Below are 19,579 nucleotides of genomic sequence, written 5' to 3' on the forward strand. Positions count from 1 at the left end.
TTATGCAACGATAAAGGCTGGCCTATGTTTTTTAATTTCAATTAATTTCAGTAACTAAGCCATGGCATACTTTTTGCTCTACATTTTATTGAAACAAAAAATAAATTGATAAGGAGATGATAAAGATGCCTTTAAAGACTCCGGAGGAGTATATAGAAAGCTTACGAAAAATGAATATGGAAGTCTACTTGTTTGGAGAGAGAGTAAAAGACCCTGTTGACCATCCGATTATTCGACCTTCACTAAATTCTGTTGCTATGACCTATAAATTAGCTCAGGATCCTTTATATGAAGATCTTATGACAGCTGTTTCAAATCTGACCGGTGAAAAGATTAATCGATTTACGCATTTACACCAGAGTGAAGAAGACTTGGTTAAAAAAGTAAAAATGCAGAGACTGTTAGGTCAAAAAACAGCTGCCTGTTTCCAGAGATGCGTAGGTATGGATGCAATTAATGCAGTTTACAGCACCACTTATGAAATAGATAAAAAATATGGCACTGAATATTTTAAGAGGTTTGTTGAGTTTCTAAAATATGTTCAAACCAACGATTTGGTGGTAGATGGAGCAATGACAGATACTAAAGGTGATCGAAGTTTACCACCATCAAAGCAGGCAGATCCAGATTTGTTTTTACATGTAGTAGAAAAAAGACAAGATGGCATCATTGTGAGAGGAGCTAAAGCACATCAGACGGGGATTGTAAATTCTCATGAGGTTTTAGTAATGCCTACGCAGACCATGAGAGAAGAAGATAAAGACTATGCTGTATGCTTTGCAATACCGACAGACACTCCTGGGATAAAAATAATTTATGGAAGACAATCATGTGACACGAGAAAATTGGAAGAAGGTACATTGGATAGGGGTAACCCTGAATTTGGGGGGCACGAGGCACTTGTGATATTTGACAATGTATTTGTACCAAACGAGAGGATATTTATGCTTGGGGAATACGATTTTTCCGGAAAACTTGTTGAGAGGTTTGCTGGATATCATAGGCAAAGTTATGGAGGGTGTAAAGTTGGCGTCGGTGATGTGCTAATTGGGGCTGCTGCCTTAATTGCAGATTATAATGGCACATCAAAAGCCTCGCATATAAAGGACAAATTGATAGAAATGGTGCATCTCAATGAAACATTGTATGCATGTGGGATCGCTTGCTCTTCAGAGGGACATCCTACAGAGGCGGGGAATTATGAAATTGACATGTTATTAGCAAACGTATGTAAGCAAAATGTAACAAGATTTCCTTATGAAATAGCACGATTAGCAGAAGATATAGCGGGTGGAATTTTTGTTACTATGCCATCGGAAAAGGATCTCAAGAATCCTGAATTAGGCAAGTATATTGAAAAGTATCTCAAAGGAGTTTCAAATGTTCCGACAATAAACAGAATGAAGATTTTGAGGCTTATCGAGAACCTGACTTTGGGGACTGGCGCTGTAGGCTATCGCACTGAATCACTGCACGGGGCAGGCTCACCTCAGGCGCAAAGGATAATGATCAGCCGCCAGGCCAATCTGGAAATGAAAAAGAAATTAGCTAAAGACATTGTTAAAATAGAGGATTGAGTAAATATGGATCAAGATATAAAAAGCGTTTTGGATAATTTGATAAGACCAATGTTGAGAGTACATGGCGGAGATATAGAGATTATTGAAAATATTGATGGTAATATACGGCTTAGGTTAATGGGACAGTGTTGTACCTGTCCCATTGCCTATGAGACTACTGAAAATTTTATAAAAACAATTTTGTTTAATAAGCTGGATGGGATAAAAAAGGTTACCATCGAAAGTGGTCTATCAAATGAAATGGTAGATTTAGCTAAAAGATATTTGAGAGGTGGTAAGGTAGATGAATTGGCATGATGAATATATTAGAAAAGTTGTTAGTCCTGACGAAGCAGTGAAACATATAAAATCTGGCGATAGAGTTGTAATTCAGCATGCATGCGGCGAACCACAACTTTTAGTTGATGCTATGGTAAAGAATGCGGATATGTATGAAAATGTGGAGATAGTTCACATGGTGGCAATGGGAAAAGCTGAATATACAAAGCCGGGAATGGAAAAACATTTCTGGCATAATAGCCTTTTTCTTGGGGCTACCACAAGAGAAGCGATAAATGAGGGGAGGGGAGATTATACACCTTGCTTTTTCTTTGAAATACCAAACCTGTTTAGAAATAATATATTACCAGTCGATGTTGCTTTGATACAAGTTTCGAAACCTGATAGGCATGGATATTGCAGCTTGGGAGTCTCGTGCGATTACACAAAAGCAGCCGTAGAGTGTGCAAAAATTGTAATTGCTGAAGTCAATGAAAAAATGCCTAGGACAGGGGGAGATTGTTTCGTGCACGTAAGCGATATTGATTATATAGTTGAGGCATCGGAGCCAATAATAGAGCTTAAAAGAGCAAAGATTGGTGATGTAGAAAAAAAATCGGAGAAAATTGTGCAAAATTGATTGAAGACGGTTCTACACTGCAGCTTGGGATTGGTGGTATACCTGATGCAGTTTTAAGCTTTCTAAAGGACAAAAATGATTTAGGTATACACTCCGAAATGTTTTCTGATGGTGTAGTAGAACTGGTGGAGAATGGCAATATAACAAATAAAGCTAAGACATTGCACAAGGGTAAATTTATAGCGACATTTTTAATGGGATCACAGAAGTTATATGATTTTGTGAATGATAATCCTGCGGTTGGGCTATATCCTGTAGACTATGTAAATAATCCGTATATAATAGCACAGAATCATAGAATGGTGTCCATAAATTCAGCTATACAAATTGATCTAATGGGTCAAGTGGCTGCAGAGAGTATAGGCATTAAACAGTTTAGTGGAACCGGGGGGCAGGTAGATTTTGTAAGAGGAGCAGCGCTTGCCAAAGATGGCAAAGCCATAATTGCGATGCCGTCTACCGCAGCGGGCGGCAAAGTATCAAGGATTGTCCCATATCTTGATGAAGGGGCAGCTGTTACAACGTCAAGGAACGATGTGCAATATGTAGTAACTGAATACGGTATAGCAGACCTTAGAGGCAAAACTTTGCGAGAGAGAGCTAGGGAACTTATTAATATTGCACATCCGAAGTTTAGAGATTTTCTTTTAGAAAAAGCAAAAGAAAGATTTAAAAATTTTTAATTGAGATGAGGTGTATGAAATTCTTTTTTAGTAATGAAGCAAGGAAGTTTGTTAAAGAGAAAGGTGGAGTATGTACAATAATCTCTGAATTATTCTCTGGAAGTTGTTGAGGAGGTGGCAATGTAGAAAGTTTTCTACCAAAAATCTAATTGGGGTTCCAGAAGATGTTCTTGAAGACACAAATTATTTAAAAGATATTGTAGAAGGTATAACAATATATTATCCAAAAGAATTTCAAAATATAGAGTTTTATGTTGACGTTGAAAAAATTTTGTTTATGAAATATTTAACATTAAAACAAAATAAACCAATATTAAAAAGGCGTGGAGGTTAATAACTATGTTAGCCAGGGAATACGGGAAAGAACAACCATATATTCCATTATGGATATTTAAGATAAGATTGCCGTTCATCCATTATAGATGGGAATGGCCAGAAGCTATCCAAGGTATATTAATGTGTGCAACCTGTCTTGGTGCAATTCCAGTTTTAACTGATGTTCTTGGTGTTCCGTTTGAGATTGCATGGGGAATGGTTATAATTAATGGGCTCCTATACAACTTACATGTGCTGTTGGGAGATCCTGTTGTACCTGGATGGATTACGCCGGCAATTCCACTTGTGATAGCTTATTTGAACAATTATGCTATGGGACCGGAGCGCACCAAGGCACTGATAGCGTTGCAACTTTTAGTTAGTATATTGTTTTTTATTATGGGTTTCACAGGGGCAGCAGAAAAACTTATACAGATTATACCAAACTGTATTAAAGCAGGGGTACTATTGGGAGCAGGTATAGCATCTATTATAGGAGAATTTGGACCCAATGGGAGGTTTAATTTATATCCTTTTTCTATAGCTATCGGAGGGGTTTTCGCCTATTACTTATTATTTTCTAATAGTTTTTTTAGATTAAGAGAACGTTTCAAACTAATTAATGTCATAGGCAGTTATGGTATGTTACCTGCAATAATATTAGCAATTGTTATTGGCCCAATATTTGGTGAACTACCGATTCCAAAGCCCAAAATTGGTACATTTTTCTATATTCCAAATATAAACCAAATAATAAAGACGGTTAGCCCGTTTGGGATAGGATTTCCTTCTCTATCTTTATTTTTGAGTGCTATTCCTATGGTGATAGTGGTTTATATAATTGCATTTGGTGACTTTGTTACAGCGGAGGCTCTAATAAGGGAAGCAGATGAAGTTAGACAGGATGAAAAAATTGATTTTAATGCCAATAGATCAAATATTATAAGCGGTATAAGGAACCTAATTATGTCTCTTGTTGCACCATATACACAGCTATGTGGCCCATTATGGGCTGCCGTGACAGCCTCAGTTGCTCAAAGATACAAAGAGGGCAGAAAGGCTATGGATTCCATATATAGCGGCGCAGGGACATTTAGATGGGTAACTTTTATTTCTGTTGCAACTGTTCCGATTGTTTCTTTAGTTCAACCGGTTTTACCAGTAGCTCTTTCGTTAACATTATTAGTACAAGGTTACATCTGTACAAGATTGGCCATGGATATGTGCAGAAATGATACAGAAAGAGGGATAGCTGGTGTTATGGGATCTGTATTGGCTATTAAGGGCGCAGCTTGGGGATTTGCAGTTGGATTAATATTATTCTTTGTACTATCAGAATTAAATACTACGCACAAAACAGTTGTAAAATCATAACTTTTAAAAATATATAAATAAGCATATTAGCTAAGATATTGAAGAAGGTGTGATAACATTATATGGTAGAATTAAAATTTTGCGGTGGGTGCAACTCACAATATGATAGAAAGAAAGTTTATGAAAGTTTATTGGATGGGTATTTAAATGGTATTTTTTATAATAGAGAAAGCAAGGAGTTAGTTATTTTAAACGGGTGCCGGAGAGGATGTGTTAAAAGTAAAAATTATATAGATCTTTATGATAAAGTAATTAATACACAGGCATATTTAATAAGCAGAGATAAAGTAAGCGAGGATGAATTAGTGGAATGGATTCTAAATAATATAGATTAAAGCAATACCTGCAGAGCAGGCGATCCTGTGGACGGCTGACTTATCCAGGTATTTCTGTTATCCTTTCTAGTTTAGCAAAAAGATTGAGCAGAGAAACCAAGATTTCTATGGCAACAATGGCTGTAGCCTTGGCTATGGGCTTGCATACAACTCATATACTTGTTCCCCCTACGCCTGGTCCTTTGGTTGTCACAGGGATTTTGGGAGCTGATTTAGGTACTGTAATAGTAATTTCGATGTTAGTCTCAATCCCTGTTATGCTGGCAGGGTGTTTAAGAAGCGCAGATATGTTTGCAAGCAGTGCAGAAAAAGATTTTATATGTGGATTTTTTGCCTCGATATCACAGGATGACCAATCGACTAGCTGCTTACATAATCAGCTAACTTGGTAGTAATTGTAGTATGAGCGAAATTACCAAGTCAACAAACGTGTTAGTTACAACTGTTATGAGACTATTTGATAAAGTAGGAGTAGGAAGTAATTTTGAGGAGTTGCCAGAAGCCATCGGCATAGATGAATTTAGAAATAATGCCGGAGGATCCAAATACCAGTGTATTATTATTGATCCTTTAAGCGGTAGGATTTTAGATATTTTAAAAGACAGGGAACGAAAGGTTTTAATAGAGTATTTCAAGAGATTTAAAAACAGAGACAAAGTAAAATATTTTATTACAAGATATGTGGAGACCATTTGTAGAAATAGCAAGGATTTATTTTATGGGAGCAAAAGTAGTAATAGATAAATTTCATTTTGTGAGGTTCTCACAAAGCCACCACCCCTAGAGGTGAGGGTAGTTCATTCCACAGTGTCTTAACAATATCCAGCCAGATTACAATTATCAAAACTTTATGATAGCGTAAAGTTTTTGTATGAAACGGATTAAATAAACTTTTCATTAAAGGATTTTAGCGTTGCTCCTACAAAAATTTTATACTATCATTTAATAAAAGCATTTATTGTCATTAATCAAAGAAAAAGTGGAATTTATTATGGAAAAAGAGATTAAAAATTTTCTTACAGGTGAACATCCTGAATTAAACAGCAGTAGAAGTGGATACTACCAAAGAGATTTTGAAACTCGATATAGAAAAATAGAAAATTTAAGTGTACCAAGAATTATAAAGGTCAATTTCATACCGAATTATTTGAACCATATCAGCGCTGTGAGAATTTGCCTGAAGAAGTCATAATAAACATGTACAAGTGTGGTATGAGCAGAAGAGAAGTAGGCTTATTCATAAAAAATGTATGGTAACCCTACGACAATTAGCAATATTACAGATGAAGTTGTAGAAGATATAGAAAAATGGAACAAAAGATCAGCAAAGATGAAACATGTTGCTTTATATTTAGACGGGTTATATGTGAAACTACGCCGATTAGATGTTGATAGTGAAAATATATATAGTTACTGGAGGTATTTGTATGGTCATAGCATTATTTGTTATTCTTGTTCTTATTCTATTACTACCCTTTATGGTAAAGCAGGTAGAACATAATTTGGAATACTTTTTATTTACAATGGGGATTATATCTGTTATTGTGTCAAAACAATTTAGCATAGAATTGTTTTTGCACATCTTTAAAAATCCTTTAATATATTATATTACTTTAGCAGTTTTAATTGCAGGATTGGTTTTTACATTATTTAAGGAAAAACTGAAAATTGGCATGGAAAAGATTACGGATAAAATATCTTTGAGGCTTTTTGCTTTTATTATAATTGTTTTTCTTGGGCTTATGTCAAGTATTATTACAGCAATAATTGCATCGTTAGTTCTTGTTGAAATTGTAAACTATTTACCTCTTACGCGAAAAAATAAAATAAATCTAATTGTTATAGCATGTTTCTCAATAGGACTTGGTGCTGTTTTAACGCCTGTTGGAGAGCCACTAGCTACAATTGTTGTTTCAAAATTAAATGCTGACTTTTTTTACCTTGCAAGGTTAATAGGAATTGATGTAATAATTGCTGTAGTAATTCTGGGTTTGATTGGGGCATTTTTTGCAAAAAGAGAAAGTGGTACAACGAATTTTATGAAAGATATTGATGCGAATGAGAATATAAAAGAGGTGTTTATTAGAGCTTTTAAAGTGTTTGTATTTATTTTTGCACTAGAGCTTTTAGGAACCGGATTCAAACCTATAATTGACTTATATATTGTCAAGATGAAAAGTGAGCTTTTATATTGGGTAAATACAATTTCTGCAATTGTTGATAATGCGACATTAGCAGCTGCAGAGATTTCTCCGGCAATGACTCAAGAACAGGTAAGGGCTATTTTAATGGGTATGTTAATTAGCGGCGGCATGTTAATTCCCGGGAATATTCCAAATATCATTTCAGCAGGTAAACTAAAAATAAAAAGTACTGAATGGGCAAGAACTGCTGTTCCTTTAGGTGGAATTCTTTTACTAGTATATTATGTTGTACTGTTTGTAATTTAAAAATTTAATAGTAAGGCATAAGGCTATTTTAATATTTTAAACAATTCTTTCTCTTTCTTGTATTTTTGCCATTTGCCTTATTGATTAGCCTTGTTGTATCAATGGGTGAAACTTTTGGGCAAACAGCCAGTGAGGCTTAATAAAGAGTGTCTTGGTTTTATAGGTAATAGACTCCAGTTAGCTCTATTGCGAGAAGAATTGTATATAGTAGAACAAGGATGGGCTGAACCTGAAGAAGTTGACAAAGCAGTAGAATATGGTTTTGGACGACGTTTACCCGTGACGGGTCCTTTAAAGAGTGCGGACCTTGGAGGATTAGACATATTTTATAATATTTCTACTTATCTATTTGCCCACCTTTGTAATTCTTTTGTAATTCTACTGAACCTTCCTCTTTTTTGAAAGCAAAAGTTGATAAAGGTCACCTTGGGTGTAAAGCAGGGGAAGGCATATACAAATGGTCAGAGAAAGAGATTCAAAAAATAAAAGAAGCTCGCAATTAATTATTACTTTATTTTGTAGAAGAAGATGAAAAAAGGCAGTAGTAGTGAATTTTAAATTAATTTTGAGAGAAAGAAAAGAGTTCTTTCTCTCAATTTTTTATAAAGGCTAAATTGAATTAATGTTTAATTGTTTTATGCTAATATTCAATTGACATCATAATTAATAAAAATTACAATTATATTTGAGATTATGTAAAGTAGAAAGGCGAGAAAAATGGATAAGTTGACGATTTGGGAAGTATTTTTGTTTTCAGTGCCAGAGGCAGCAGTTATAATAAGTATTGCTTTTGGTTTAGGGGGAGTAAAGTTTAAGCCAAAAGAGATTTTGTATATAAGCTTACTTACTGGAATCATATTGTACTTTATAAGGCCATTGGTCAGTAGTTATATTGTAAATGTTATACTTTATATCGGGGTATTAATGATTTTGTTTTTGGTATTTAAAGTTATGGACTTTTTTAAAGGTATGATGAGCGTTATTTTATCCGTCTCCATTTATTTAATAATAGAATATCTAAATGTTACGGCAATTCAATTTTTATTTGATATAGATCCTGTAATTTTATTGAAGAACTATGTCTTACGATTTGAGTGTTTTTTACCCCAATTATTAATAGCAATTTTGGTTTCTTTTGCTATACGCAAATATAAACTTTATCTATTTACAGAGTAATGTATTGGGAGATGAATTTATATGTTAAGAATAGTCATTGCAGAAGACGATATAAATTTTAAAAAAGAACTCATAAAAATTCTTTTAACAATGGAAGGTGTAAGTGTTGAATATTCTACGGGAGACGGAAATGACGCATTAGAAGCATTAATTAAAATTAAACCGGACGTTGCCATTTTAGATATAGGATTACCAGGAATATCGGGCATTGAGGTGGCGAAAAAGATTAGAGAATACATGCCTTTTTTGGAAATAATTTTTATTACTTCTTTTGAGGAATACATAAAAGATGCTGTAAAGCTTTATGCTTCTGATTATATTGAGAAACCCCTTGATGAGAAGAGGCTGAGAGAAACTTTAGATAGGATAAAGAAAAAACTTTTGGAAGTAGAAAATGTTATCCCTTTTAAGACGGAAGATGGAGTAAAGCTTATCAATCCAAAGGAAATTTATTGTGTTCAAGCCAGTAAAAAAAGGAGCATAGTTTATACCCAAAAAGAAAAATTTATATGTGATTACTCTTTAAAAGAAATAGAGGAATTGTTAGATGGTAGCATGTTTTTTAGAACAAATCGGTCTTTTTTAGTGAACCTCTTTAAAGTTGAGCTGTTGAAAGATAACAATAGGACTTCCTTTGAGATACGTTTTAAAGGCTCAAATTATACGGCTTATCTCTCTAAAGAATTGTATGAAGAATTTAGGAGGAGAGTAAAAGCTATTTACAAATCATAGTTAGATTGGAAGAGGTTTTATGTTTAAGGATAGTTACAAAAATGCGATGATGATTTATGTAGTGCAAATGGTATTGATAGTAATACTAGTAAACAACAATTTTATGAAAAGTCTTGATGTATTTCAGCCAAAAAATCAAGAGTTGTTTAGGATTTTCATAGGAATTTTAATTTTTATATTGAATGGGTTTTCTATTTTTGTGTTAAGAGAGCTGTATGCTAAAAATAAAGAAGAACGTCAATTTTTGATAAATAGTATTAGATTTAAATACATAGAAGAGCAAAATCGCATCTATAGGCAAAATCACCATGATATTAAAAATCACTTGATAATTATTTCTGAATTAGTCAAGGAAAAAAGATATAGTGAACTGGAGAATTATTTGTCTTCATATATAGAAGAAATTGATAAAAATTTAGTGACGATAAACACAGGTGTAAATGAAATTGATATATTGCTTTATTCGAAAATAAGTAATGCTAAGAGTAAAGATATTGAAGTGGATTTTAAATGTGATACACAAATCCAGTGCAGCAAAAAACACGTGCTTAATTTAGTTTCGGTTTTAGGAAATTTAATAGACAATGCAATAGAGGCTTGTGATGAAATGGAAAAAGATAAATACATAATTATAGAGATGAAAGAAGACCCAATAGATTATATATTTCACATAAAGAATAGATATAATTTTCAAACAAATGTAAAACCATCTATCTTTTTTGAAGAAGGGTTTTCTACAAAAGAGGGTAGAGGCAGAGGAGAAGGACTGTATATTGTCAGAAATATAGTAGAAAAGTATCGCGGTAAAATAGAAGTACAAACCGATGAAGGTTACTTTGACGTTATTGTAGAAATTCCCAAATTTTCTTTGGAGGGTGATTAAAATTAATATCGAAAAGTTAGCTGAGAGGTTAACACAAAGACTGTTTAAAACGCAAAATTTAACGGATATTGAAATGGCAAAAATACAATATGGTATAAGCTTAATTTTAGGGGTAATAATTGAATTTACTTTAGTTTATGCTATTTCTTTAATATTGGGGTTTGGCTTTTACACTGTAGTAATAATGCTTTCTGCTCTTTTTTTGAGAATAAATACAGGAGGGGCTCATTGTTCAACCTATAATAGATGTGTAACTTTTACGGCAGTTTATTTTATACCTTTTGCTGCTTTAGCGAAATTTGTAGATATACATTTTCCTTTAGAATTTAAAGTTTTTACAAGCCTATTGTTATATTTTATAGTTTTAGCGATAGTGAAGGATAATAAATTTTACAGGGTTATAATTCTGACTTTAGTTGGTATAAATATTTTTTTATTTTTCGCCAATTCAATAGTCTATATTAAAATATTGTTTTTAGTATCTATAGGTTTTATATTACAAGGTGTTATGAGGACTACATTAGGAGAAACTATAGTAAACATTGCAGATACGTTGTTTAAAAAAGCAGGGATATAAAAAAATTTTTTATTTTTTCAGCCTTTTTATGTAAATCTAAGCAAAGAATATATTTTTATACAAAAAATTAATGGTTTTTAAAGGAATAGATTGTATTTATTACATAAAAAAATGGGATTTTGTGTAAATATTTGGATATATTTAGGCGAAAAATGCATTTTCGTTCCCTAAAATGACACTTTCGTTCCGAAATCCACACAAAGCTTTTTAAATGTTGTATAATTAAATAAAGATGAGTGGGAGGTGAAGTGAATGAAAAAAATTAACCCACTATCACTATTAGGAACGCTGCTTACATTTATAGGCACATTGGGACTTGTAACTTCTGCTTGCATCGGCTGGTTTTATAAGCCGCAAGTTCCTGATGTTTTGTTGAAAAAGTAATACATCTCAAAGATCTTTTCTACCCTTCCCTCGTGGGTTTCAACATTTTCCTGAGTTTTTACATAGATTTAAATTGATTTTGTGCCGAGTTTTCGGCACTTTTTATTTTAGTATTTTAAGAAATTATTGGTATAATTTTTGCTTAAATAATAGAATTGATGAAAGAGATTTAAGGGGATAGTCTTGACTTTAAAATAGTAAGAAAGTTATAATAAGCTTTGTAGGGGTATAGGATAGGGGGGTATACATTGCTAATTTTTTCGATAACATGTTGAAGCAATACTATTTTTTTTGTGATTGAAAAATTTATATAAAACCGTATAATTAATATTGTAAAACAATTCAAAAGATTATTGGTTGATTTTTATATTGCATTTTTAGGGGGTTACTCTGTTGAAGGTTTATTCTTTAGTTGGAGAAAGTGGGACGGGGAAAAGCCATCATGCTTCTTTTATTGCTGGCAAGTATGGCATTAGGTATATCATTGATGATGGAATTTTAATAAAAGGTAATAACATTATTGCTGGGGTTTCTGCTAAAAAAGAGGCTACAAAAATTGGAGCGATAAAAAGAGCATTATTTACTGATCCTACGCATGTAGAGGAAGTAAAAAAAGCTATTGAAGAAGCGAAACCGGATAAAATCCTTATAATAGGCACTTCTGATAAAATGGTGGATGCTATAGCTGAAAAGTTAGGGCTTCCGCCAGTGAGTGTAAGGATATATATTGAAGATGTAGTCCCACCTAAACAGATTGAAATAGCCCGTGAAAAACGCTTGTTAGAAGGAAAACATGTTATCCCTGTTCCAACTTTCGAAGTTAAAAAGCAGTTCTCAGGCTATTTTTTAGACCCTCTCAGGATTTTTAGGAGGAATAACAAAGGGTATTTTGAAAAAACCATTGTAAGGCCTAATTATAGTTATTTAGGTAAATATACCATTTCTGAAAGCGTTATAAATTCAATAGTGGCTCATGAACTTATTTTATTTAATGAAGTTTACAAAGTTAATAAAGTTTTGACAGAAAGAAGGCCTGAAGGTATAATTTTAAAAGTAGATGTTACAATGAGGTATGGGTACAAAATTATCCCTGTATTAAAAGAAGCTATGAAAAATATAAAAAAACAATTGGAGTATATGACGGCCATAAATGTCCTGCAAATGGACATTTATGTAAAAAATTTGTATATAGAAAAAACAAATATTAGAGAAAAGGGTGTGTGATATGTACAAAATCGTGAGAAAAGAGGTATTAAATCCTGTAGTCAAACTCATGGATATTGAAGCGCCAAGAGTTGCAAAGAGTGCAAAGCCTGGCCAGTTTGTCATTATTAGAATTTATGATAAAGGGGAAAGAATTCCTCTTACTATTGCAGATTATGACCCGGAAAAGGGAACAGTTACAATTGTATTTCAAGAGGTTGGTAAATCGACGAAGCTATTGGGTACTCTCAATGAAGGAGATTATATTTTAGATTTTGTGGGGCCTTTGGGTAATACGATGGAAGTTCCCAAAGATGCAAAAAAGATATTAGGTGTTGGCGGTGGTGTAGGTATACCTGCTCTTTATCCAAAATTAAAAATGTTACATCAAGAAGGTTATAAAGTAGAGGCAATTTTAGGTGGACGAAGTGAGGAATATGTAATTTTCAAAAAAGAAATGGAAGCTGTGTGTGATAAAGTACATTATGCTACAGATGACGGTACTCTTGGCAAAAAAGGATTTGTCACGGATGTTTTAAAAGAGGTTTTAGAAAATGACAAAGAAGTAGATTATGTGATTACTGTAGGACCTGTTATAATGATGAAGAATGTTTGCAAAATGACTAAAGAATACAATATACCAACTATAGTAAGTATGAACCCATTGATGGTAGATGGGACAGGTATGTGTGGCGCTTGTAGGATTGAAGTTGGAGGAGAGACAAAGTTTGTATGTATGGATGGGCCGATTTTTGATGGACACCTTGTGAATTTTGATTTGGCAATGACAAGGCTCAATATGTTTAAAAAGCAAGAAAAAGTGTCATTAGAATTGTATGAACAACATCATGGAGGTGATCACCATGGCCGTTAAAGATAGAGTGCCTATGAAAGAACAGGATCCAAAAGAGAGAAGGAAAATTTTAATGAAGTAGCGTTAGGATATACTGAAGAGGAGGCAATTGCTGAAGCTTCAAGGTGTATACAATGTCCTAAACCTACTTGTGTGGCCGGGTGTCCCGTCCATGTGAGAATACCAGAGTTTATAAAAGCAATTACGAAAAGAGAATTTGAAGAGGCTTATAAAATAATAAAGAGTACAAATAGTTTACCTGCCGTCTGTGGCAGAGTATGTCCGCAGGAAGAACAGTGTGAAAAGAATTGCGTATTAAATAAAATTGGCAAACCTATTGCTATTGGAAGATTAGAGAGATTTGTAGCTGATTATGCCCTTCAAAATAATATTGAAGAAGAAGTAAAGCCTGAGAAGAAAAATAAAAAAGTGGCTATAATAGGTGGAGGACCTGCAGGACTTACTTGTGCAGGAGACCTTCTAAAAATGGGCTATGATGTTACAATTTTTGAGGCTTTGCATGCTTTGGGTGGAGTTTTGACCTATGGGATTCCCGAATTTAGATTACCCAAGAGAATTGTGGAAGCAGAAATAGAAAGATTAAAGAAATTAGGTGCAAAAGTTGAGACTAACGTGGTTGTGGGAAGGACAGTTACGATTGACCAATTAATGGAGGAAGAAGGCTTTGAAGCAGTATTTGTTGGCACAGGTGCTGGACTTCCTAAGTTAATGGATATTCCGGGCAAGAATTTGAATGGTGTTTATTCTGCCAATGAATTTTTGACAAGAATAAATCTTATGAAAGCATATAAATTTCCTGAATATGATACTCCTATTATAGTAGGTAAGAGAGTAGCTGTAATAGGTGGAGGAAATGTTGCAATGGATGCTGCACGTTCTGCTCTAAGGCTTGATGGTGTGGAAGAAGTAACTGTAGTATACAGGCGTTCAAAAGAGGAGATGCCAGCAAGGGCGGAGGAGATAGAGCATGCTATTGAAGAAGGTATAAAATTTGAGTTTTTAGCTAACCCAATAAGGATAAATGGGACAGAAGATGGATGGGTAAAAAGTATGGATGTAATAAGAATGGAATTAGGTGAGCCTGATAGCTCAGGAAGAAGGAGACCTATTGAAATACCTGGCTCTGAGTTTACAATAGAAGTAGATACAGTGATTATGGCTTTAGGAACAAGCCCTAATAATTTGATTCCTTCCACTACAAAAGATATCGAGATTCAAAAATGGGGCGGCATAATTGCCGATGAAACCGGTAAAACCTCAAAACCGGGTGTGTTTGCTGGTGGCGATGCGGTGACTGGTGCTGCAACTGTAATACTTGCAATGGGTGCAGGCAAACAAGCAGCTAAAGCTATAGATGAATATTTGAGAAATAAAAAATAAAGACAAAAATTATGACTTGTATTAATAAAAAAGCCGGTTTCGGCTTTTTTTTGTACAGAAAAAATTATATAATAATAATTAACAGGATAGAGAAATATGATAGTTAGTAAGTAAATAAACTCAATGTGGGTGAGGAAGATGAAATATAGTGTGGAAGAAAAGGGGACAAAGGTAATTGTAAGGGGGATTGAAGATTTTAACCTTAAAGAGACTTTTGAGTGTGGGCAGTGTTTTAGATGGAATGAGGAAGAGGATGGAAGCTATACAGGAGTTGCTTACGATAGAGTGATAAACGTGAAATTGGAAGGAGACGTGTTGATAATTGACAATACAGATTTAAATGACTTTTATGACATTTGGTTTGACTATTTTGATTTAGGAAGAGATTACAAGCAAATAAAAGAAAATCTTTCAAAGGATCCTATATTAAAAGAAGCAATTCAATATGGGCAAGGTATAAGGATTTTGCGCCAAGATACTTGGGAAACTCTTATTTCATTTATAATCTCTCAAAATAACAGAATACCACAGATAAAGAAAGTAATAGAAAATCTTGCTAGTTCTTTTGGAAATCCAATTGAGTATAAAGGCAGAGTATATTATACTTTTCCCAAAGCAGAAGAATTAGTTATGTTTGATGTTGAGACGATTGCCCAAACAAAATGTGGCTTTAGAGCGAAATATATACTTGATGCTGCTTCCAAAGTTTTTTCCGGAGAAATAGACCTGTTAAAGTTGTTTGAATACAGTACTAATGAGATAAGAGATATTCTTATGAGTATAAATGGGGTAGGTCCAAAAGTTGCAGATTGTGTTATTTTGTATTCTATAGGCAGATACGATACTTTTCCTACAGATGTATGGATAAAAAGAATTGTTGAGTATCTGTATTTAAAAAGAGAAGGGACCCCTTTGGAGATTCAACTGTTTGCAATAGATAAATTTGGAGATTTGTCTGGATTTGCTCAACAGTATTTATTTTACTATGGCAGGGAGATGGGGAAAAAAATCTTTAACGAAAGGAAGAAATAAATGTTAGGAACTGTTGTAAATTCAATTGCAATAATTGCGGGTGGTACTATTGGCACTCTTCTTAAAGTAGGAATTCCGGAAAGGTTTAAAAATATAGTCATGCAGGGTGTCGCCTTAAGTGTGATGATAATAGGGATTTCCAGTGGCCTTCAGTTTAATAATTTGATGGTAGCAATTGTAAGTCTTGTGATAGGCGGTGTTATAGGAGAGGCTTTAGACATTGAAGGGTATCTTAATAAGTTAGGGGATGTGTTGCAAAAAAAATTAAGTAAAGATAACAGTTCTACAATTAGCAAAGGCTTTGTGACAGCAAGTTTAGTTTATTGCATTGGTGCAATGGCGATTGTTGGTTCTTTGAAAGATGGACTTTCAGGAGACCACAGTATACTATTTGCTAAATCTGTTCTAGATGGAATTTCCTCAATAATTTTTGCTTCTACTTTTGGAATAGGTGTTGTTTTTTCAGCTATTTCGGTATTTTTGTATCAAGGTTCTATTTCATTAGGTGCATCTTTTTTGCAAGGGCTTTTGACAAAACCAGTGATTGACGACATGACAGCTGTAGGAGGAGTATTGATATTTGCGATTTCTTTGAATATGTTGGAGATTAAGAATATAAAAGTGGGGAATTTGTTGCCAGCTATTTTTATACCTATTTTTTATCAGATTTTACTAAACATGATAAAAGGATTTTAGGCGGTGTGAATATGAAGCCAATGAAAAGCATTGATGTGGCAAGAATTGCAATAAAAATGGCTATGTGTACAAGGGAAGAGGAAGAAATACTAAAAAACAAATATTGGCAACAAGGAGTAAAAGTTGCAGCTGTTGACTATGGTGGAGAATACGTAAATTCTATATCTAAAATTATTGAAAGAGCGGTAGTAGCGGCTAAAAGAGAAGGAATTATAGAAGACACACACGCTGCAGAAGGAGCTGTAGCAGGAGCTGCGCATGAAGCTGTCATGCAGGTTATGAATAAGGCTATGGGACTTAATGTTGGAGGGAAAATAGGTATTGCTTATGCGGATGAACACTTATGCGTTTGTGTGTTTTTTGCAGTAGGTATGCTTAATTTAAACGAAGTGGCAATTGGACTAGGACATAGGTCATTAAAATGAGGGGGCTAGCCCCTCATGCTTTTTTTAAAGCTTCTTCTATATTTATCATTCCACTTCCTTGTGTCCATAATCCTGCATCGTCAATTTTTACTGCTGTCGATTTTAAAATATTTTTTATTTGTACATTAGTCAAATTAGGATTTTTTTCAAGGAGTAGTGCTGCTGCACCTGCTACGATTGGAGTTGCCATAGAAGTTCCTGTAGCGCTTCTGTAGGCCTTATTTATCATTATTTCATCTGCTCCAAAAGGTACATTTCCTGAAGCAGTTGAGATTATTTTTACTCCTGGAGCTACTACGTCTGGTTTGTATAGATAAGGTGAGCCTCTTCCAGAAAATTGAGCTATTTCATCATCGCTTATATCAGAAGTTCTTTTGTCATCCACTGCTCCCACTGTTATTGCATTTTTACTGGTACCCGGAGAAGTTATTGTATTGTAATTAGGTCCGGAATTTCCTGCTGCAACAGTTACTACTAATCCATTTCTCCAAAGAGTATCTACTCCTCTTACCAAAGGATCTAAGAAAGTAGGGAGAGAGGGCGTTTCTCCTATTGATAGGGAAACTATTCGTATATTGTATTTGTCTTTATTGTCTAAAACCCATTGCATCCCCGCTAATATGTCAGAGGACAAGCCTCTACCATAAGCATCTAATACTTTTACTGCTACTATATTAGCTTCAGGGGCTACTCCTTTGTATTTTCCATTAGAAGTGTATCCATTTCCTGCTGCATCTCCAGCTACGTGAGTGCCGTGGCCGTTGTCGTCATAAGGCTGTTTTTTTCCGTTTACTACATCGTGAAATGCCACTATGCGATTTTTTGGTTTGGTAAAATCAGGATGAGGATATATTCCTGTATCTAAAAAGGCAATTGTTACTCCTTTTCCTGTATAGCCTAAATCGTTGACTTTTCGAGAGGCAATTTCTTGTGTAGCGATGTTAAGCTGAAGCTTCACAGTTGAATCTTCTGCTATGAAATGAACTCCTTTTAGTGCTGCAAAATTTTTTAATTTGTCACAGGGCAAATTCACTGACCAAGCTTTTATAATCGGCAGTTCAAATTTTATGCTGCCACCTAATTTTTCAACTCTTTTTTTTAAGACCTCATAAGGAAGGTGGGAATATAAAATCACTGGAACACATTCGCTTCTCAAGTACATAGCTTTATATAAAAGTCTTTTGTCAATTTTGTTTGTTACATAAATTTCTTTTGCGATTTTTGAAAAAGCAAATATAGGAATTAAATTCATTAGCTTACCTCCTTTCATGCTATTAACACAATATGTGAAATATAAAAATTTGTTAGTGGAAATTTAAAAAGTGTCACCATATGAAGTTATGTCATATTATGTAGTAGGTCTGAAAAGACCTCCATATAAAAAGGTTGAAGCTTGAAAGGAGGAAAATATTTATGCCAGTAGATAAAAGCGGAGCAGGATTTGGGTGGTTTTGGATTATAATCATAATACTTTTAATCCTCTTGTTTGTTCCAGGTTTCATTGTTGAAGAACCAAAGGCTTGATTAGGTGTTAAAAATTGCTTAAAGGGGGATCAATATGGCAGGAACAAGTTCAGTTTTTGGCGAAAGCAATTTGTTGTTTTTCTTCTTGATACTTGTATTAGCGCTTGGTGGAGGCTGGCTTAATGTAACATGGTCTTTAGAGACATTGCTGTTCTTCTTCATACTCCTTGTAATAATAATGGATGGCGGATTAGGCTGGTTTTTCAATGAACTCAAGTAATTTTAAAGGGCTCTATCCTGCGATAGAGCCCTGTTTACGTGCGCCCGGCATGGGCGATAACTAGGCGGTGAAAGTCCGCTGTGGGCTTGGTAGTGGGAACCACTAGCCAAGAGCAAGGGTGTCCATCGTGAGGTGGAATCTGAAGGAAGCTTAAGGCAAAATCTCGGTCTGATGAACAAGAACCAGATAAGAGGCTGAATTGGGATGGATGAGTTTGCGTAACAAAACGAAGTCCAACACTACCCGAATCCCATACAGTAAATCTGGCAGATATATGAGATGAAAGTTATCGTTCTTACCCGGGGAGGTCTCAAGGATAAGTCATGGAAGTAAAATCTGAAGTGACAACCCATACAGTGATGTATGGTTGAACCTTGAGAAGTCAGCAGAGGTCATAGTACTTATCTAGACATGAATAGATAAGGAAGGACCGAACGTTAGGAGGTTTTGGAAATCTTATGGACTCGAAAGATATGCAGAGACTGCAGACAACTCAACAAAGAGGCTATCCGTTGAATAGAGAAATGGAATTTCAAAAGACAACGGAAGTGCATAGTATATCATCGGCGTCGGAGGATGGAAGAAACGAGGTACAAAGATATACCGGCAAGATGCTTGAAATGATAGTAGAACGAGGGAACATGGAAGCAGCATACAAGCGCGTTGTTGCAAATAAAGGAAGCCATGGAGTCGATGGGATGGAAGTAGATGAACTTCTACCGTATCTCAAAGAAAACTGGCCGACCATAAAACAACAACTGCTGGAGGGGAAATACAAACCACAACCAGTGCGAAGAGTAGAAATTCCCAAACCAGACTCCCATGCCGCAACAAATGC

Annotated in this window: 25 protein-coding genes and 3 pseudogenes; 27 read left to right on the top strand and 1 reads right to left on the bottom strand. The window is 34.6% G+C overall.

What is annotated here, in order from left to right; all coding sequences use genetic code 11:
- Positions 1 to 125: 125 nt before the first annotated feature.
- From THESIDRAFT1_RS07725 to THESIDRAFT1_RS07820, 25 genes and pseudogenes are all read left to right on the top strand, one after another.
- The gene (locus THESIDRAFT1_RS07725; RefSeq protein WP_006570020.1) at positions 126 to 1,577 is read left to right on the top strand and encodes a 4-hydroxyphenylacetate 3-hydroxylase family protein; all 1,452 of its coding nucleotides are present in this window, start codon (positions 126 to 128) and stop codon (positions 1,575 to 1,577) included.
- Between the two features lie 6 nt (positions 1,578 to 1,583).
- Entirely contained in the window at positions 1,584 to 1,877 is a 294-nt protein-coding gene (locus THESIDRAFT1_RS07730; protein ID WP_006570021.1) for a NifU family protein, read from the top strand.
- Positions 1,864 to 2,478, top strand: a complete 615-nt coding sequence (locus THESIDRAFT1_RS15165) for an acetyl-CoA hydrolase/transferase family protein (RefSeq protein WP_244262609.1) — start codon at positions 1,864 to 1,866, stop codon at positions 2,476 to 2,478. Before THESIDRAFT1_RS07730 ends, THESIDRAFT1_RS15165 begins: the two co-directional genes overlap by 14 nt.
- Positions 2,475 to 3,161: an acetyl-CoA hydrolase/transferase family protein gene (locus tag THESIDRAFT1_RS15170; RefSeq protein ID WP_244262610.1), complete on the top strand. Its 687-nt coding sequence runs from the start codon at positions 2,475 to 2,477 to the stop codon at positions 3,159 to 3,161. Before THESIDRAFT1_RS15165 ends, THESIDRAFT1_RS15170 begins: the two co-directional genes overlap by 4 nt.
- Before the next feature lie 103 nt (positions 3,162 to 3,264).
- Complete coding sequence (locus tag THESIDRAFT1_RS07740; protein ID WP_039929261.1) at positions 3,265 to 3,495, top strand: hypothetical protein; 231 nt, start codon at positions 3,265 to 3,267, stop codon at positions 3,493 to 3,495.
- Between the two features lie 5 nt (positions 3,496 to 3,500).
- A complete protein-coding gene (locus tag THESIDRAFT1_RS07745) occupies positions 3,501 to 4,850 on the top strand; it encodes a benzoate/H(+) symporter BenE family transporter (RefSeq protein WP_006570024.1) in 1,350 nt (449 codons plus the stop codon).
- 62 nt (positions 4,851 to 4,912) lie between these two features.
- Entirely contained in the window at positions 4,913 to 5,185 is a 273-nt protein-coding gene (locus tag THESIDRAFT1_RS07750) for a hypothetical protein (protein ID WP_006570025.1), read from the top strand.
- A gap of 59 nt (positions 5,186 to 5,244) precedes the next feature.
- Entirely contained in the window at positions 5,245 to 5,577 is a 333-nt protein-coding gene (locus THESIDRAFT1_RS15175; RefSeq protein WP_483027942.1) for a GntT/GntP/DsdX family permease, read from the top strand.
- A 10-nt stretch (positions 5,578 to 5,587) separates the two neighbouring features.
- Positions 5,588 to 5,929 carry a transposase gene (locus THESIDRAFT1_RS07755; protein WP_050985858.1) on the top strand — a complete coding sequence of 114 codons (342 nt, stop codon included), beginning with the start codon at positions 5,588 to 5,590 and terminating at the stop codon, positions 5,927 to 5,929.
- Entirely contained in the window at positions 5,895 to 5,969 is a 75-nt protein-coding gene (locus THESIDRAFT1_RS15180; protein WP_279625031.1) for a hypothetical protein, read from the top strand. Before THESIDRAFT1_RS07755 ends, THESIDRAFT1_RS15180 begins: the two co-directional genes overlap by 35 nt.
- 207 nt (positions 5,970 to 6,176) lie before the next feature.
- A pseudogene (locus THESIDRAFT1_RS12675) lies at positions 6,177 to 6,442 on the top strand (transposase).
- The gene (locus THESIDRAFT1_RS14950) at positions 6,432 to 6,686 is read left to right on the top strand and encodes a transposase (protein WP_157632015.1); all 255 of its coding nucleotides are present in this window, start codon (positions 6,432 to 6,434) and stop codon (positions 6,684 to 6,686) included. Before THESIDRAFT1_RS12675 ends, THESIDRAFT1_RS14950 begins: the two are co-directional and overlap by 11 nt.
- Positions 6,613 to 7,635 carry a DUF1646 domain-containing protein gene (locus THESIDRAFT1_RS07765; RefSeq protein WP_006570026.1) on the top strand — a complete coding sequence of 341 codons (1,023 nt, stop codon included), beginning with the start codon at positions 6,613 to 6,615 and terminating at the stop codon, positions 7,633 to 7,635. The genes THESIDRAFT1_RS14950 and THESIDRAFT1_RS07765 overlap by 74 nt, the downstream gene beginning before the upstream one ends.
- A gap of 114 nt (positions 7,636 to 7,749) precedes the next feature.
- Positions 7,750 to 8,037: a 3-hydroxyacyl-CoA dehydrogenase family protein gene (locus THESIDRAFT1_RS07770; protein ID WP_050985860.1), complete on the top strand. Its 288-nt coding sequence runs from the start codon at positions 7,750 to 7,752 to the stop codon at positions 8,035 to 8,037.
- A gap of 315 nt (positions 8,038 to 8,352) precedes the next feature.
- The gene (locus THESIDRAFT1_RS07775) at positions 8,353 to 8,811 is read left to right on the top strand and encodes a hypothetical protein (RefSeq protein ID WP_003869348.1); all 459 of its coding nucleotides are present in this window, start codon (positions 8,353 to 8,355) and stop codon (positions 8,809 to 8,811) included.
- Positions 8,812 to 8,832: 21 nt separating this feature from the next.
- The gene (locus THESIDRAFT1_RS07780) at positions 8,833 to 9,543 is read left to right on the top strand and encodes a LytR/AlgR family response regulator transcription factor (protein ID WP_006570027.1); all 711 of its coding nucleotides are present in this window, start codon (positions 8,833 to 8,835) and stop codon (positions 9,541 to 9,543) included.
- A 19-nt stretch (positions 9,544 to 9,562) separates the two neighbouring features.
- Positions 9,563 to 10,426, top strand: coding sequence for a sensor histidine kinase (locus THESIDRAFT1_RS07785; protein WP_006570028.1), 864 nt, complete (start codon positions 9,563 to 9,565; stop codon positions 10,424 to 10,426).
- Positions 10,419 to 11,003, top strand: coding sequence for an accessory gene regulator B family protein (locus THESIDRAFT1_RS07790; RefSeq protein WP_006570029.1), 585 nt, complete (start codon positions 10,419 to 10,421; stop codon positions 11,001 to 11,003). Before THESIDRAFT1_RS07785 ends, THESIDRAFT1_RS07790 begins: the two co-directional genes overlap by 8 nt.
- Positions 11,004 to 11,255: 252 nt before the next feature.
- Positions 11,256 to 11,387, top strand: a complete 132-nt coding sequence (locus tag THESIDRAFT1_RS13000) for a cyclic lactone autoinducer peptide (RefSeq protein ID WP_003866832.1) — start codon at positions 11,256 to 11,258, stop codon at positions 11,385 to 11,387.
- A gap of 393 nt (positions 11,388 to 11,780) precedes the next feature.
- Entirely contained in the window at positions 11,781 to 12,611 is an 831-nt protein-coding gene (locus THESIDRAFT1_RS07795; protein WP_006570030.1) for an Asp23/Gls24 family envelope stress response protein, read from the top strand.
- Position 12,612: 1 nt separating this feature from the next.
- Positions 12,613 to 13,464 carry a sulfide/dihydroorotate dehydrogenase-like FAD/NAD-binding protein gene (locus tag THESIDRAFT1_RS07800; protein ID WP_006570031.1) on the top strand — a complete coding sequence of 284 codons (852 nt, stop codon included), beginning with the start codon at positions 12,613 to 12,615 and terminating at the stop codon, positions 13,462 to 13,464.
- A pseudogene (gltA, locus tag THESIDRAFT1_RS07805) lies at positions 13,454 to 14,844 on the top strand (NADPH-dependent glutamate synthase). Before THESIDRAFT1_RS07800 ends, gltA begins: the two are co-directional and overlap by 11 nt.
- 138 nt (positions 14,845 to 14,982) lie before the next feature.
- Positions 14,983 to 15,876 carry a DNA-3-methyladenine glycosylase family protein gene (locus THESIDRAFT1_RS07810; protein WP_003869353.1) on the top strand — a complete coding sequence of 298 codons (894 nt, stop codon included), beginning with the start codon at positions 14,983 to 14,985 and terminating at the stop codon, positions 15,874 to 15,876.
- A complete protein-coding gene (locus tag THESIDRAFT1_RS07815) occupies positions 15,877 to 16,572 on the top strand; it encodes a DUF554 domain-containing protein (protein WP_006570033.1) in 696 nt (231 codons plus the stop codon).
- An 11-nt stretch (positions 16,573 to 16,583) separates the two neighbouring features.
- Positions 16,584 to 16,997: a HutP family protein gene (locus THESIDRAFT1_RS07820; RefSeq protein ID WP_003869355.1), complete on the top strand. Its 414-nt coding sequence runs from the start codon at positions 16,584 to 16,586 to the stop codon at positions 16,995 to 16,997.
- 13 nt (positions 16,998 to 17,010) lie between these two features.
- Here THESIDRAFT1_RS07820 and THESIDRAFT1_RS07825 read toward each other — a convergent pair whose 3' ends face one another.
- A complete protein-coding gene (locus tag THESIDRAFT1_RS07825; RefSeq protein WP_006570034.1) occupies positions 17,011 to 18,249 on the bottom strand; it encodes a S8 family peptidase in 1,239 nt (412 codons plus the stop codon).
- A 306-nt stretch (positions 18,250 to 18,555) separates the two neighbouring features.
- Here THESIDRAFT1_RS07825 and THESIDRAFT1_RS07830 point away from each other — a divergent pair, with 306 nt between their 5' ends.
- Positions 18,556 to 18,741 (top strand): hypothetical protein, encoded by a 186-nt coding sequence (locus THESIDRAFT1_RS07830; RefSeq protein WP_003869358.1) that lies wholly within the window; start codon positions 18,556 to 18,558, stop codon positions 18,739 to 18,741.
- A gap of 458 nt (positions 18,742 to 19,199) precedes the next feature.
- Positions 19,200 to 19,579 (top strand): annotated as a pseudogene (locus tag THESIDRAFT1_RS13005) (group II intron reverse transcriptase/maturase); the annotation flags it as partial.

This window comes from Thermoanaerobacter siderophilus SR4, from assembly GCF_000262445.1.
GTDB classification, from domain to species: domain Bacteria; phylum Bacillota; class Thermoanaerobacteria; order Thermoanaerobacterales; family Thermoanaerobacteraceae; genus Thermoanaerobacter; species Thermoanaerobacter ethanolicus.